Below are 13,824 nucleotides of genomic sequence, written 5' to 3' on the forward strand. Positions count from 1 at the left end.
CCCGCCCAGTACACTTGAATGTCCGCGGCGGGAAGTCCCGCCGCCACGGCGCGGTCGTTCAGCAGATGCGCGGGGTCGGACAGCCGCACGTCGGCGACAGGCGCGAGGATCTGCTCCACCATCTTGAGCGGGAAGTCATACGTTTCGGCGATCTCCGCCGTGGTCCGGCCTTTGCGGGCCGCGGCGCGAATCCGCGCGGTCCGCTCCCGCGCTTCGAGCGCGGCCGCGTTGATGGGACGCCTCAGGGTGTCCACGATACCTATCGTTTCTGCGTCGCAAACTTGATCCCAAACGACCGGCGCAGTTCCCTATTGGATGGCTTCCTGGTGTCCGGCATCGACAGGTCCCAGGGGAAGGGCCCCGGTTGCACCCGCCCCATGGCTGCGCGGACCAACTCCATCTTAGTCGGCTTGGCGGTACGGGCACTGCCGGTTTGACGTTGATCCCTTCGCATCGCATCAGTCCTCTCGTTGCGATCGAATCAGAGGCCGCGTATCGTCGAGGTCTTCGGGGAAAACCGTGCGCTCGGCCGGACGCTCGAAGGTACCCTTCTAGGGTAGCATAGATTTCAAGACGGTGCCATTTTTCGCGGCACGGCGGGCGGCACGATCACACACGCGGCCGATGCGTTACACGCTCCCCGGTCTTGCTTAGCCGGCCGCCTCGGTGTGCGCCAGGAGTGCCTTCACGACCCCCGGGTCGAAGGAGGTGCCGGAGCGTGTCCGGAGATATTCGCGCGCCCTCGCGTCGGTCCACGCACGGCGGTAGGACCGGTCCGAGCGGAGGGCGTCCAAGACGTCTACAACCGCGAAGATGCGCGCCGCCAATGGAATTTGTTCGCCCTTGAGGCCGCGGGGATACCCCGTCCCATCCCACTTCTCGTGATGGCAGTATGGAATGTCGACCGCCGGACGCAGGTAGTCGATTGGGGCGAGCAATTCGTAGGCGTGAATGGGATGCAGGCGCATGATGACCCACTCCTCGTCGGTCAACGGGCCCTGTTTGAACAGCATGCTGTCGGGAAGGGCCATCTTGCCGATGTCGTGCAGCAGAGCCCCGCGCCGGACGTGGATGATCTCGGCCTCCGGCACGGCCAGGGCGCGCGCAAGTTGAACGGTCATCTCCGCGACGCGCTCGCTGTGTCCTTCGGTCTCCTTGTCGCGCAGGTCCAGCGCCCGGGACCATCCTTCGATCGTGCGATCATAGGCGAGCGTCAGTTGCATGTTCGTTCGCTGCAGCTCCCCGAAGAGGGCGGCATTATCGACGGCGATGGCCGCCTGCCCCGCCAGCGCCTCGAGTAAGTCAAACCACGGCTCCTCCCGCGCCGCGGGCGCGCGGTGGAAGACTTCCAAGACCCCTTTGACGTGTCCCCGGGCAATCAGCGGCGCCGCGTCGTAGGCGCGGAATTTCTCCTCGGCGAACAACCGCTGCCGGACGGGGTCGTCGATCTGACCACGAAGGTTTGGAACACTGACCCGCGTGCGCTCGAGGACGGCCCGCCCGGCATGACCTGTCCCGAGGTGCAGCGTGTGGTGCGGCGCCGCCGTGGTTCGGAAACCCCGCCCCGCGGCGTACTTCAGCGTCTGGGTGGATGCATCGAGCAGAAGGACGTCGGCGGCATCGGCCCGGAGTTGGCCGATCGTCTGGTCAACGAGGACGCTGAGGACCACCCGTACGTCCAGGCTGGACGCGAGCGCCGTCTCGGTCGCCCGGAGCGCGGCCTCTTGCCGCACCGGCGCGGATGTCCCGTCGTCCCCCTGCGCGCCGTCGCGGGCGGCAACGCCGGAGCCGGGCTTCCTCTGCGGGACCAGAAACCGATTCAGGTGGCCGAGAATTGCCGACAAACCGGCGGCACTCAAGAGAGATTTCCGCCCCCTTTTTCCGCAACCCGACCGGCGGCGATGAATGGAGCGTTGACAAACTTCATAAATACCCATGTGAAACCGGCGATAGACGCGCGACCCGACCGGCCCTCTGGAACGACACGGGGGCGCCGGTGTCTTCGCTTAGCGGTGTTATCGCTCGATTCCGGGCGCGACGACCTGGCAGAACGTATCGGCGACCTTGGGATCGAACCGCGTTCCGGCCCGGCCTCTCAGAACAGAGATCGCGTCGCGATAGTACAGCTTCGGGCCTCCGGGACGGCCGGTGAGCATTTCGCCATAGGTTTCAACCACGGCAAGGATCCTCGCGCCCAGGGGAATCAGGTCTCCTTTGAGCCCGTCCGGGCGACCGGTCCCGTTCCATTGTTCAAACCGATGCCGGAGGATCGTCGCGACATCGCCCAATCCGGGGACGTCGTGGAGCATCCGGTAGGCGGCGATCGGCTGGTCGCGCAGCATGGCGTCCTCGTCGGCGGTCAGCCCCGTCGCCTTTCTCAACGTCGTCTCCGGCACGTCGATCTTGCCGATGTCGTGGAGGAACGCGGCCCGGCGTGCGGCTTGGATCTCCTCGGTCGAGCACGAGAGCGCCCGGGCCAGAGCCTCCGCCCATTCCGCCAGACGCGCGCCGTACCCGGAGGCATGGCCGTCATGCAGGTCGAGCAACTGCGCCACCGCGGTGATCTGGCCGTCGCCGTTCGGCAGGCCCGCGGCGCGGGCTCGCTCGACGAGCACCTTGTAGGTCGTTCCGGCGGCCTCCGGCGCCGGAACGTCGGCCATCTTGGCATCCGGCGGCGTTTCATGACCGGCCTCTCGGCCGGCATCCCCATCCGCCTGCGCCTCCGCCGCGGGCGCCACATCGTCGTCCGTCCCCCGTTGCGCCGCGGCCGGCAGCTGTCGCGCAGCCTCATCGGTAGCAGCCTCGCCGGTGCCGGCCTCGAGCGATCCCGCGTGCGCAGCCTCCCGTTCCTGCTCCTGACGCTCGACCGTCAGCCTGGCCAGCTCGGCATCCAGATATCGTTGCCGGCCCGCCAACCGATCATTCTCGGCGGCGGCGGCCGCCTGGGCCTCCGCGAGCCGCCGGGACTCGGCCTCAAGCGACGCCTTGTCCGCTGCGAGCCGGACCTCTTCGGCCGCGAGCTCCTGCCGCGCTGCCGCGACGCGGTCGCCCTCCTCGCGCAACCGGCCCTCGCTTTCCGAGAGTCGCGCTTTCTCGTCTGCCAGTTCCGCCCCGATCGCCGCCAGTTGCGCCCGCTCGCCCGCGAGGCGGGTCCGCTCCGCCTCAACTTCTGTTTGGCCATCGGCCAGCCGATTCAATTCCGCCGCGTGCTCGCGCTGCGCTTCGGCGAGCCGCGCCCGCTCCTCGTCGACCGCTCGGCGGGTCTCGAGCAACTGCCTCTGCTGCTGCTCGACCTCAGCGCCGGCCTCGCGCACCTCGGCGCGCACGATTTCCACGTCCTGCCGCGCCGCGGCGACCCGCGCTTCCTCCTCCTCCAACCGCTCCCGGTCGCGGTTCAGCGCGGCTTCCGCGGCGTCGAGCTCGGTCCGTGTCTCCGTCAATCGCGCTGTCTCCGCAACGAGCGCCGCCTGCGCCTCGATCAGCCGGCGGTACGCTGTCTCCAGCGACGCCCATGCGTCCGCGAGCGGCGTCTGCCCGAGTGCGAGATCCTGTTGTGAGACCGCCGGAGTCCGCTCGCGCGACTCGAACGGGACCACCGTGAGATGAGGCGCGGCGGATTCGAGCATCCGCGGTGACTCGGCGACCCGGAAAATCTCTCCCTCGGACCGTGCCGGCGCCGCCGGCGCGGCGGTCCGGACCGCCGCGTCCGTCGTCGTCTCGGTGCGCGCACGCGCGATCCCGTGGTCGATGACGGTCGCCGCCTGCAGCGCGAATGCGTGCATGACTTCCTGTTCCGGCCCCGAGCAGGCGTGAGGAGCATCATAGTAGTACGCCACCGCGCCGACCACCCGGCCGCCTCGAATCAGCGACCAGGAACAAATCGAGCGAAGACCCTCCCGCTCGGCCCGATCGATAATCTCGGCACTGCCGGACGGCCACTCGCGGATGTCGCGCACGAGCGACGCGCCGGGAGTAGCCGTCCGCCCGCCCTTCGGCAGATCCATGCATCTCAGCTCGGGATGGCGCATGATGTGCGCCCACGGATTGACGCCGTCCGGGGTGACGAGTTCACGGACGTAGGTGTCCGATAGGCCGTGGCTCCACGGACAACTCACGATACCGCTCGGGGAGCGGTAGAAGACCGCCGCGCGAGGCACCTCGGTCACCGTGAGAAGCGCGCGGCCGATTGCGGGGGCGGATTCTGCTCCGATGGGGCCGGCGAGCATCTCGACGGCGGCGGCGAGGCGCGCCGTGAACGCGGCCCGCTGCTCACCGTCATCCACGACCGGCGCACCGGCCGCCATCCCGGCCACAGCCATCGCTGCTCCCCTCTCGTGCGAGTTGCAAAGACAAAAGCCGAACGACCAGTCAACGTCCGGCTTCGGCAACCCGGCTGACCCACGCGAAGGGTCCCGTGGCTTTGCGTCCCCGCGTCACCGCGGGTTTGCCTTTATCGACCGCAGACACCCGGCAGGTGTTATGCCCCCCGCCGTTCTCGCTCAGCACTCCCGCACCGACGTGGGCAGTGCGTCGTGCCGACACTATAATCGTGTCCGCGTGCGGATGTCAACGCAAGTCGCCATGAGTTCACCGGCAAGTTCGGAGGTGCTTTGCGGGAACACCCTCGTCCCGAATCGCCGCGATCTCGGCCGCCCGACGCACGACCGGCGGCGCGATCGGACCCGCCGCCGGTCTGATGTTCTGTGCCGATGTGCCGCTACTGGATCGTGATCTGCCACACTTCGTTGGTGTGCGGGTTCACCCGCAGGGTGACCATGTCGCCCGCATGGACGGTGGCGGGAGCCACGGAAGCCCCCGCCCGCGTCGCGACCGCGAACGCGCTCAAATGGTAGGAATCGCCGTTCTCCAGCACCACCACGCCGGAGCTGGTCGTGGCGAGCACTTTCCCCGTCACCTGTTTGAACGACGCGCGGACCGACTGCGCGACCCCGTTCTGATCCACGGTCACCTCGACGAAATCGCCGGGCCTGATGTCGGCGAGCGCCGCCGAGCCGCCCGTGTTGTCGGCCGCGTTGATACGGATGATCGACGTCGTCGGAGCCACGGCATAGGTATAGACGGCATTTCCACTCTGCACCATGATCTGGCCCGGCGCGGCCGAGGCGTTCACGCTGACCACGGTTCCGTTCACGGTCGCGGACGTGGGCGCCGGCGCGGCCGGCGGCTGCGCGGCCGGATAATTCTGGGACGGCGGCAGCGGCTGGACCGGCGTGGCCGCCTGGCTGCCGATCTGCACCGTCGTCGTGGCCGGATCCCACCCGACCGATGCCCCGAGCGCCTGGCTGACAAACCGCAGGGGCACCATGGTCCGGCCGCCGACGAGAATCGCCGGCACATCCATCGTGGTCGGCTGCCCGTTCACGCTGGCCGCGGGACTACCGACGCGCAGTGACATTGTCGTGTCCCCCCGTGCGGCGAGGACGGTCTGCGTTACAGGATCCCACGTCACGACTGCCCCGAGCCGCTCGAAGACGCCCCGGAGCGGCACCAATACCCGCCCCGACACCATGACCGGAGGAACGTCGAAGGCCACGGGCCGACCGTCCACCAGCACCCGCACGGACGGAGCCGGGGTCTGGGCCTGCGCGGCGATCACCGCGCCCGCGGCCGCGGCAATCAAGGCTCCGGCCAGGAGCCGGACGCCGAAGCGACTCCTCATATGATCCACCACCTCCGGGCGACCCGCCTCGAGGGCAGATACCTCAAGGCGCCGGCCGCAGCAAGCGTCAGCGCACCGCGTCCGCCGTTTTCGGCAGCGCGTCCACCGGCTTCGCCAGCGGCTCCCGGTCGAGCCGGGCGCGCAGACCGCGGATGTCACGATCGAGCGTCTCGAGCTTCGTCCGGATGTCCTCGAGCGGCTGCCGTTCCTGATCGTAAGCCTTGGCTTTCACGCGCTGCATCTCGTCGCTCATCACCCGCATCGTGCGCTCGTCGTTTTGGACGCGGCGGTCGAGCGCCGCCCGGTCGACCAGCGCGGCGATCCACGCGAGGACGAGCGCGGCGCCGGCCGCGGTCATCAGCATCTGCATCGTCACGACGATCGCCTGTCCCGACAGGCCGGGCACGTTGAGCGTCATAGCGCCCTGGAACGCCGGCTGATTCGACAACACGATGGCCGCATCGAGCGCGAGAAGAATGACGATTACAACCGTTTGCACCATATAGATGCCGCCTCCTCGAAGCATCCCGGTCGCGGATGCCCCCGCAATGCTCGGTTCGAATGGGGCGCGCAAAGCCCAACGCGCACCTCCGGTTAATTTTTCCCCGGAGGCGGTCGCGCGAATCCCGGCGGCCGTCACAGGAACGGCGTCCGGACCGGGCGAACCCTCGGCCGGTGAGCATCTATCGTCGGTACGCGGAGGCCTACGCCAAAGCCGGCCAGGGGCGGTTCAGCCTGCTGCTGGTCCCGTGGGTTTCCACGGTGCTGGAGCGGCACGGCAGCGGCGTCCGGACGCTCGCCGACGTCGCCTGCGGCGGCGGCGAATTCGCCGTCGCCATGGCCCGGCAGGGACTGCAGATGACCGGGATCGACCAATCGCCGGAGATGCTCGCGCTGGCCCGGGCCGCCGCGGACCGCAGCGGCGTCCACGTGGACTGGCTCGAGCAGGACATGCGGGACCTCCGGCTGCCGCACCCGGTGGACGCGGCCACGTGCCTCTACGACAGCCTCAACTACCTCGTCGACGAAGGAGAGCTGCGCCGCGCGATGGGCGCCGTCGCCGCCGCGCTCCGCCCCGGCGGGCTGTTTCTGTTCGACATGAACACGGTCCGCGGGCTGGCCACGCGATGGGGCAACCGGGTCTGGATCATCCAGGACGCCGACGATGCGTTCGAAGCCGATCAGAGCGCCTTCGATTACGACACCGGGATCGCCACGCTCCGGGTCAACGCGTTCCTGCAACGGCAAGACGACCTGTACGAACGCGTCCGGGAAGTGCACCGCGAGCGCGGGTACCCGATTCCGGCGATCGATGCCTCGTTGAAGGCCGCCGGGTTCGAGGTGCTGGGGCGCTGGAGCAGCCCGTCGTTCGACGAGGTGACCGCCGAAACCGGGCGCGTCTTCTACGCGGCCCGGCGGAGCTGACTCGCCCGGGTCTACCCCGCTCCTTCGAGCAGCGCCGCGAGCGCCCGGGCGTCGCGGGCCATGGCCCCGCCCACGTGATTGTTGAACATCGCGTAGAGTCTGTCGGTGCGCTCGCCGAGGCGCCGGGCGACGCCGGCCCAGTGGCGGAGCTCGTCCGCCGAATATGCGTAGTCGTACCGCTGATCGGTCGACGCGCCGGCGCGCGCCCAGCCCTCGCGGTTTCGCCCATGAAACCGGATGACCGCGACGCCGGAGGTGACGCGCTCGACCGGCGGCATGAGCCAGGGCAGGTCGGGCAGGTCCACCATGACGTAAGCGAGGCCGAGGCGCGACAGCTCGTCGAACACCTCCGGGTGCCGCGCCCAGTCGCGGTGCCGGAACTCGACGGCGAGTTGGCGGCCGGGCAGCTCCCGCACCGTCCGCTCCATTTCTTCCATGATCAGCGGCCCATAGCGGATGCCGGGCGGCAGTTGGAACAAGACGTACCCGAGTTTCCCCGCCTCGGCGAGCGGCGCCAGAAAGGCGCGATACGCGTCCCAGCAGGCGTTTCGAAACTCTTCCGAGACATCCAGGAGCTTGACTTCCGCGGCCTTCCGCACCCGCTCCGGGAGCAGCGCCGCGAAGCCGGGCGGGAGGCGCTTGACGCCGACGGCGTGTCCCGTGAACAGCCCGAACGCCTTGACGTTCATGACGAAGCCGGGCGGTGTGTCCTCGACCCACCGGCGGCTGTAGGCCGCCGGCAGGAGCGCGAAGTAGGACGCATCGACCTCGACGGTCGGAAATTGTCCCGCATAGTACCGCAGCCGGTCGGACGCGCTCCGGACGCCCGGCGGGTAGAACTCGCTCTTCACGAACGACTTTTCCGCCCAGGAGCACGTCCCGACGTAGATGCGGCCGTCGATCGGCGCGGGACCGGACGGCGGGAGGAGCGACAACTGGTCGCGCGCCGGCATGGCCTACGCGGCGAAGCCGAGCACGGGGCGGGGGCCGCTGTAAGGCCGCGAGGCAGGTTGTCCGAAGCCGTTGCGTGCGGCCCGCTCCACGGGGTCGAGCGAGGTCAGCAGCGCGTCCACGTCTACGCCGAGGAAGCGCGGCCCGTACGCCGTCAGTTTCGCCCGCGCCTTGCCGAGCAGCACAGCCGCGCCGTGCGCGTTGCCCTTCTCCGCATGGTAGCAACCGGCCGCCGCCTGGACGAGCCCGTGGTAGAATTCGCGCTCCGGCGGACGGCTGTTCCGCCAGACGTCCTCGAGGTACTCGTGGCACTCGAAGAACAAGCCGGCGTTGAACAGGGCGGCACCGCGGTAAACCTCGAGCGGCACCCCGGGGGGCGCGTGGCGCTCGGCGAGGCGCAGCGCCTCGGCGAGCCGGGCCGCCTGCCGGTGAAAATACGCGGCGTGTGGCCGGTAGGGCGCGGCCAGCGCCGGGCCGTCCGCGCCATCCGTGAACAACCCCGTCGCGAGGAGCGCGCGCCGGACGCTACTCGGCTCCATCGCGGCGCGCCGGGCGATCGCCGCCGCCGGCACCGCGTCTCCGATCGGACTCAACGCGGCGTACGCCGCCATTGCCGGCGCCGCCGCGGCGCGGCCGGGATCGGCCAGCGAGGCGAGCGCGATCGACGACAGCGTGTGCTTGAGGCGGACGTAGCTCACCCGGCGAGGCGCCCGAACGTCCGGATCCGATCGGCCAGGGCCTCCGGGGATGTGGCGGGCTCCGCGCATTCGGTGGCGGTGCAGGCGTACGCGCGCGGTGCCGCCGCGGCTCCGGTGGTCGCATCGCCGTCCGCCACCACGGCCGGCAGCCGTCCCGCCGTGCCCCCTGTCGGGGACAGGCCGTCGCCCGCGGGATCGTAGAGCTGCACGACGAGCCCGTGCCGGTAGGTTCCGAGCGCGGCCGCGTGCAGCGCGCGGGTCCGAGGATCCCCGCGGGGACCCACGACGACGACGTGCAGCGGGGGCGCAAGGTGCGTTTCGAGCGCGAGGCCGACCGTCGCCGCAAACAGACCCTGCTCCACGCGGCCCGGCGCGCACGCGCGGAGCGCACGCCCGGCCTCGTCGCGGTACCGCCCGTCCCCCGTGAGCGCCCCCAGCCGTTCGAGGGCCTGGATCGCAACGCCGTTCCCGGACGGGGTCGGCGCGTCTTGCACCGGCACGTACGGCAGCCCGAGCCCGCCCGGAGCGCTGCGGCCCGCGACGCGGTTCCGGGCGACGTCGTAGAACGCCCCCGACGGCGGGCGAAACTCGTCGAGGACGTAGTCCATCGTCTCGATCGCGCAGCGCAGGTAGCGCGGCTCGCCCGTGTGCTCGAATCCGTCGAGCAGCGCGGCCGCCATGTGCACCTGGTCGTCGAGGAGGCCCCCGACGCTGCCGGCATCGCCGACGACATGGCGGAAGCCGCGGCCCGCGCCGTCTCCCGGCGGGCGGGCGCGGTCGGGTGCCGGGCCGGGCGCATATGCGTCGCGGATGACGCGCTCGAGCGCCCGGACCGCGTCGGCGGCCACCCCATCAAGCCCGGGAAGGCGCGACGCGGCAAAGAACGCCGAGATCATCATGCCGTTCCAGCCGGCGTAGATCGTGCGATCTACGAACGGTGCGGGCCGCGCCGCGCGCGCCGCCAGCAGCCGCCCCCGAACCCGCGCCAGGAGGGCGAGGACCTCGTCGACCGGGCGCGTGAGCAACGCGGCGATGACGTCGGGATCCTTGTCGACGTAGAGCACGTGCCGGCGCGGGTCGTGGTGCATCTCCCCCGGTCCGTCGAGATGGTACCGCAGCGCGGCCGCCGCCAGCTCGTCGGCGGAGAGGGCCGTCGCCGCTTCGTCCCGCGTCCACGTGTAGTAGTCCCCGTCGTCGTGCAGCGAGATGTCGGCGTCCTGGCTCGTGTAGAAGCCGCCGTCCGCGTCCATGAGCGTTCCGCGGACGTAGCCGACGATGCCCTCCGCCGTCTCGCGAAACAGCGGGTTGCCGCCCGCCCGAAACGCGCCCGCGTAGTTTGCGAGCAGCCCGGCGTTGTCGTAGAGCATCTTTTCGAAGTGCGGGACGATCCAGGCGGCATCGACCGAGTACCGGTGGAAGCCGCCGCCGAGCTGGTCGTAGACGCCGCCGCGGGCCATCCGCTCGAGCGTCCGCGCGACGATCGACAACAGCTCGGGATCCCGGCTTTGCTCGTGCCGCCGGAGCAGCAGCTCGAGCGCGCTTGGGTGCGGAAACTTGGGCGCGCCGCCGAACCCGCCGTGGCCGGGATCGAACTGTCGGGTGATGTCGGCGACCGCGGCGGAGACGAGACCCGGGGTCAGGACCTCGCCGGTGTCCCGCACGTCCCCGAGGCGGTGGAGCGCCTGATAGAGCTCGCCGGCATACGCGTGCGCCTGATCACGGTGGGTCCGATAGAACTCCGCGACCGAGCGGAGCACCTGCTTGAACCCCGGGCGGCCCTGTCCCGCGTCCGGCGGAAAGTACGTCCCGCCGAAGAACACCCGCCCTTCCGGCGTCAGAAACGCGGTGAGCGGCCATCCGCCCTGCCCCGTGATCGCGGCCACCGCGTTCTGGTAGCGGACGTCCACGTCGGGCCGCTCGTCGCGGTCCACCTTCACGGGGACGAAATGGGCGTTGATGATCGCCGCGGTGTCCGGATCGTCGTAGGACTCGCGGTCGATCACGTGACACCAGTGGCACCACACCGCGCCGATGTCGAGAAGGATCGGCCGGTCCTCGGTGCGGGCGCGATCGAAGGCCGCGTCCCCCCACGGATACCAATCGACCGGTTGGTGGGCGGCCGAGATCAAATAGGCGCTGCGGGCGCCGGCGAGATGGTTCGCCATGGAGTCCTCAGGGTGATTATACCGAAGCCGATACGGAGACGGAAAAATTCGGGAGGCGCTCACCGCCCCGGCGTGTCACCGTCTTCGGCTCTCGCCGCCGGTGCCTACTGCCCGCCAGCCGTTCTCCGGAGTTACCCCCGAAGTACGCTTGACCAGCTTTCGGCGTCCACGTGCGCGAGCGTTTGAGTCGGCTACCTTGCCGGAGGGCTTGCGCCTCCAGAAAGATTTGTACCATACCCATCGCGTGCGCGCAATCCGGAAACTTCGTTCGCTGAATATCGGGATAATGTGGACAACAACGTGTGGATAACAACGCCCCGCCGACCCGGCGCTACGAACCGCTGCTTTTTTCGACGAAATTCAAGCGCAGCGTGGTCAACAGCGCTTCGGTCTCGCGGCGGACCCGGTCGTCGAGATGCGGCTTCGCTCCTTCCAGAAGCGCGGAAAACGCGTCGATGGCCGCTCGGGCGTCCGGAAGGTCGCGTTCGATCTTGCCGCTGAGGGGATTCGGGACGAGGCCCATCCCCTGCCACGCCTTCGCGCCGAGGACGCCGAGCATCCACACCAGGAGTTCTCGGGTCGGGACGGCCTCGAGCGGAACGGCCTGCTGACGCGGCGACTCCGCCGCGCTGTCGCCGGGGGCGGCGTGTTCCGGGCCCGGTTCCTCCGGCGCCGAATCTCGCCCTGGTGGTTCTTCAACCACGGCCATCACCTCGGGTCGCCTGGCGCGTCATACGGCGAGCCGCTCGAGCGTCCGGCACAGCACCTGCGTGCCGCGCGCCGCGTCCTCCCATGACGTGTGTTCGTCCGGCGAGTGACTAATGCCTCGGTCGCTCGGCACGAAAATCATGCCCGTGGGGACGCGGACGCCCAGAATCTTGGCGTCGTGTCCCGCCCAGCTCGGCATCGTAATGATCGGCCATCCAAGATCGCCCGCCGCGCCGACGATGGCCGCGCGGACGCCCGTGTCCAGCGGAACCGGCGGCTCGGAGCGCCAGGTGCCGGTCGCGAGATCGAGGCCGAAGCGCTCCGCCGACGCCCTCCCGGCCGCCTCGACGCCGGCGCGCAGATCGTCGAGGACCGATGCATCGGCGCTGCGCAGCTCCACGGTCATCTCGGCGCCTCCCGGGATCACGTTCGTCGCGCCGGGCGACACCGCGAGGCGGCCGACCGTGGCGACGGCGCGTCCCCCCGTGTCGCGGGCCAGCGTCCGCACGTGCGCCACGAGGTCGGCGGCACCCCACAGCGCATCGCGACGCGCGTCCATCGGCGTCGTGCCGGCATGGTTCGCCTGCCCGCGGAACGTAAGCGTGGCGCGCGCGATGCCGACGATCGCTTCAACCGCCGCGAGCGGCGCTCCGCGCGAGGCCAGGACCGGACCTTGCTCGATGTGGAGCTCGAGATAGGCGGCCATCGCCGGCGGGAGCGGAGCGCGGGCGACGCCCGGGTCGAACTTCCGCAGCCGCTCGGCGGCCGTGATACCGTCGCGATCGTGGATCGTTTCGGACGAAGGGGCGCGGCCGACGGCGGCGAGCGACCCGAGGCAGCCGACCCCGAACGATGTGCCCTCCTCTTCGGCGAAGGCGAGCAGCAGAAGCGGCCGGGCGAGCCGGAGTCCGGCGTCGCGGACGGCCTGCGCCGCCTCGACGGCCGCCACGACGCCGAGCGCGCCGTCGAACATGCCCCCGTTCGGGACCGTGTCGAGATGCGACCCGGCGGCGATGGGCCCGCGCGTCTCGTCTGCACCCGGCACCAGACCATGAAGGTTGCCCCACTCGTCCACGCCGGGCCGGCCGCCGGCGTCCGCCATCCACCCGGCGGCGAGCCGGACCGCGGCCGCGTGCTCGGCGCGATACGACAGGCGGGTAACGCCGCCCTCGGAGGTACGCCCGATCTCGGCGAGCATTTTCAGCCTGCGGCGGAGTCGCCCCGCGTCGATGGTCACCGGCATGCGATGCGCCTCCGACGGCCGCCCGTGAGCCCGGCCTCCGCGCCTCAGCGGGTTCGCGGATCCCAGATTTCGCGAATGCCGTCGCCGGCGACGTTGACGGCGAACACCGTGACGGCGATCGCGACGCCGGGCCAGATCGACAGCCACGGCGCCTGCGTCAGGTACTGCTGCGCGGCGTTCAGCATCGAGCCCCACGACGGCGTGGGCGGCTGCGTCCCGAGTCCGAGGAAGCTCAGGGTCGCTTCGGTCAGGATCGCGCCGGCGACGTTGAGGGAGCCCTGCACGACGATCGGCGCGACGCTGTTGGGCAAGAGGTGCCGCCAGATGATCCGCCGGTCCGCGGCGCCCATCGCGCGGGCCGCCTGGATGTACTCCCGCCCCCGCTCCGAGAGCACCTGCGCGCGCATGATGCGCATGAAGACCGGCGCGAGCACGACCGCGATCGCGATCATCACCTTCGCGAGGCCCACGCCGAGGACCGCGGCCACGGCCAGCGCGAGGATCAGCGGCGGGAACGACAGCATCGCGTCGGTGAGCCGCATCAGCACGTCGTCGAGCCGGCCGCCGTAGAAGCCCGCGGCCAGGCCGAGCGGCACCCCCGCGGAGATGCCGAGCCCCACGGAGATGACGCCGGCCTCGAGCGAGGCGCGCGAGCCGAAGAGGATGCGGCTCAGGACGTCGCGGCCCAACTCGTCGGTCCCCAGCAGGTGGCGGGCGTCGGGGGGCCGCAGGTAGGACGAAAAGTCCGTCTTGATCGGCGAGTACGGCGCGACCCAGGGCGCGGCGATTGCGATCACGAGGACCGTCCCAAACACGGCCAATCCGGCCAGGGCCAGCCGGTTGCGGGCGAAGCGGCCGGCCAGATGCCGCAGCCCCCGGCGCGCCGGAACGCGGGGCCTGACGGCCGGCAGCGCGCCGGCGGCGACGTTCACGTCCGGGAACCCCCCAGCATGA

The 13,824-nt window shown here is 70.4% G+C and carries 12 protein-coding genes and 1 riboswitch; of the genes, 1 reads left to right on the forward strand and 11 read right to left on the reverse strand.

Annotated features, from left to right (window positions below; all coding sequences use genetic code 11):
- The 5 genes from VGZ23_17315 to VGZ23_17335 form a co-directional block, all read right to left on the reverse strand.
- Positions 1-254 (reverse strand): hypothetical protein (locus VGZ23_17315; GenBank protein HEV2359352.1); only part of this gene is annotated, 254 nt, incomplete at its 3' end.
- 396 nt (positions 255-650) lie between these two features.
- Entirely contained in the window at positions 651-1,859 is a 1,209-nt protein-coding gene (locus VGZ23_17320; protein ID HEV2359353.1) for an HD domain-containing phosphohydrolase, read from the reverse strand.
- 156 nt (positions 1,860-2,015) lie between these two features.
- On the reverse strand, positions 2,016-4,319 hold the full coding sequence (locus VGZ23_17325) for an HD domain-containing phosphohydrolase (GenBank protein ID HEV2359354.1): 2,304 nt from the start codon (positions 4,317-4,319) through the stop codon (positions 2,016-2,018).
- A 61-nt stretch (positions 4,320-4,380) separates the two neighbouring features.
- A riboswitch (cyclic di-GMP riboswitch) is annotated at positions 4,381-4,459 on the reverse strand.
- Between the two features lie 258 nt (positions 4,460-4,717).
- Positions 4,718-5,680, reverse strand: coding sequence for a copper amine oxidase N-terminal domain-containing protein (locus VGZ23_17330; GenBank protein ID HEV2359355.1), 963 nt, complete (start codon positions 5,678-5,680; stop codon positions 4,718-4,720).
- A gap of 67 nt (positions 5,681-5,747) precedes the next feature.
- Positions 5,748-6,182, reverse strand: a complete 435-nt coding sequence (locus VGZ23_17335) for a hypothetical protein (protein ID HEV2359356.1) — start codon at positions 6,180-6,182, stop codon at positions 5,748-5,750.
- Between the two features lie 173 nt (positions 6,183-6,355).
- Here VGZ23_17335 and VGZ23_17340 point away from each other — a divergent pair, with 173 nt between their 5' ends.
- Positions 6,356-7,105: a class I SAM-dependent methyltransferase gene (locus tag VGZ23_17340; protein ID HEV2359357.1), complete on the forward strand. Its 750-nt coding sequence runs from the start codon at positions 6,356-6,358 to the stop codon at positions 7,103-7,105.
- An 11-nt stretch (positions 7,106-7,116) separates the two neighbouring features.
- Here VGZ23_17340 and VGZ23_17345 read toward each other — a convergent pair whose 3' ends face one another.
- The 6 genes from VGZ23_17345 to VGZ23_17370 all read right to left on the reverse strand — a co-directional run.
- Positions 7,117-8,058, reverse strand: a complete 942-nt coding sequence (locus VGZ23_17345; GenBank protein ID HEV2359358.1) for a DUF72 domain-containing protein — start codon at positions 8,056-8,058, stop codon at positions 7,117-7,119.
- 3 nt (positions 8,059-8,061) lie between these two features.
- The gene (locus VGZ23_17350) at positions 8,062-8,754 is read right to left on the reverse strand and encodes a DUF309 domain-containing protein (GenBank protein ID HEV2359359.1); all 693 of its coding nucleotides are present in this window, start codon (positions 8,752-8,754) and stop codon (positions 8,062-8,064) included.
- The gene (locus VGZ23_17355) at positions 8,751-10,919 is read right to left on the reverse strand and encodes a thioredoxin domain-containing protein (GenBank protein ID HEV2359360.1); all 2,169 of its coding nucleotides are present in this window, start codon (positions 10,917-10,919) and stop codon (positions 8,751-8,753) included. Before VGZ23_17355 ends, VGZ23_17350 begins: the two co-directional genes overlap by 4 nt.
- A 331-nt stretch (positions 10,920-11,250) precedes the next feature.
- Positions 11,251-11,622 carry a DUF1844 domain-containing protein gene (locus tag VGZ23_17360; protein HEV2359361.1) on the reverse strand — a complete coding sequence of 124 codons (372 nt, stop codon included), beginning with the start codon at positions 11,620-11,622 and terminating at the stop codon, positions 11,251-11,253.
- A gap of 27 nt (positions 11,623-11,649) precedes the next feature.
- Positions 11,650-12,870, reverse strand: a complete 1,221-nt coding sequence (locus VGZ23_17365; protein ID HEV2359362.1) for a Zn-dependent hydrolase — start codon at positions 12,868-12,870, stop codon at positions 11,650-11,652.
- A 44-nt stretch (positions 12,871-12,914) separates the two neighbouring features.
- Positions 12,915-13,824: ABC transporter permease (locus VGZ23_17370; GenBank protein HEV2359363.1), on the reverse strand; the 910-nt coding region annotated here is incomplete at its 5' end.

The sequence above is a fragment of the bacterium genome (assembly GCA_035945995.1).
Classification (GTDB): domain Bacteria; phylum Sysuimicrobiota; class Sysuimicrobiia; order Sysuimicrobiales; family Segetimicrobiaceae; genus DASSJF01.

Excerpts from the sequence above, each read along its gene's own strand:
- VGZ23_17355 (HEV2359360.1), bottom strand. The coding sequence starts at position 10,919 with ATGGCGAACCATCTCGCCGGCGCCCGCAGCGCCTATTTGATCTCGGCC.
- VGZ23_17345 (HEV2359358.1), bottom strand. The coding sequence starts at position 8,058 with ATGCCGGCGCGCGACCAGTTGTCGCTCCTCCCGCCGTCCGGTCCCGCG.
- VGZ23_17365 (HEV2359362.1), bottom strand. The coding sequence starts at position 12,870 with ATGCCGGTGACCATCGACGCGGGGCGACTCCGCCGCAGGCTGAAAATG.
- VGZ23_17325 (HEV2359354.1), bottom strand. The coding sequence starts at position 4,319 with ATGGCTGTGGCCGGGATGGCGGCCGGTGCGCCGGTCGTGGATGACGGT.
- VGZ23_17335 (HEV2359356.1), bottom strand. The coding sequence starts at position 6,182 with ATGGTGCAAACGGTTGTAATCGTCATTCTTCTCGCGCTCGATGCGGCC.
- VGZ23_17330 (HEV2359355.1), bottom strand. The coding sequence starts at position 5,680 with ATGAGGAGTCGCTTCGGCGTCCGGCTCCTGGCCGGAGCCTTGATTGCC.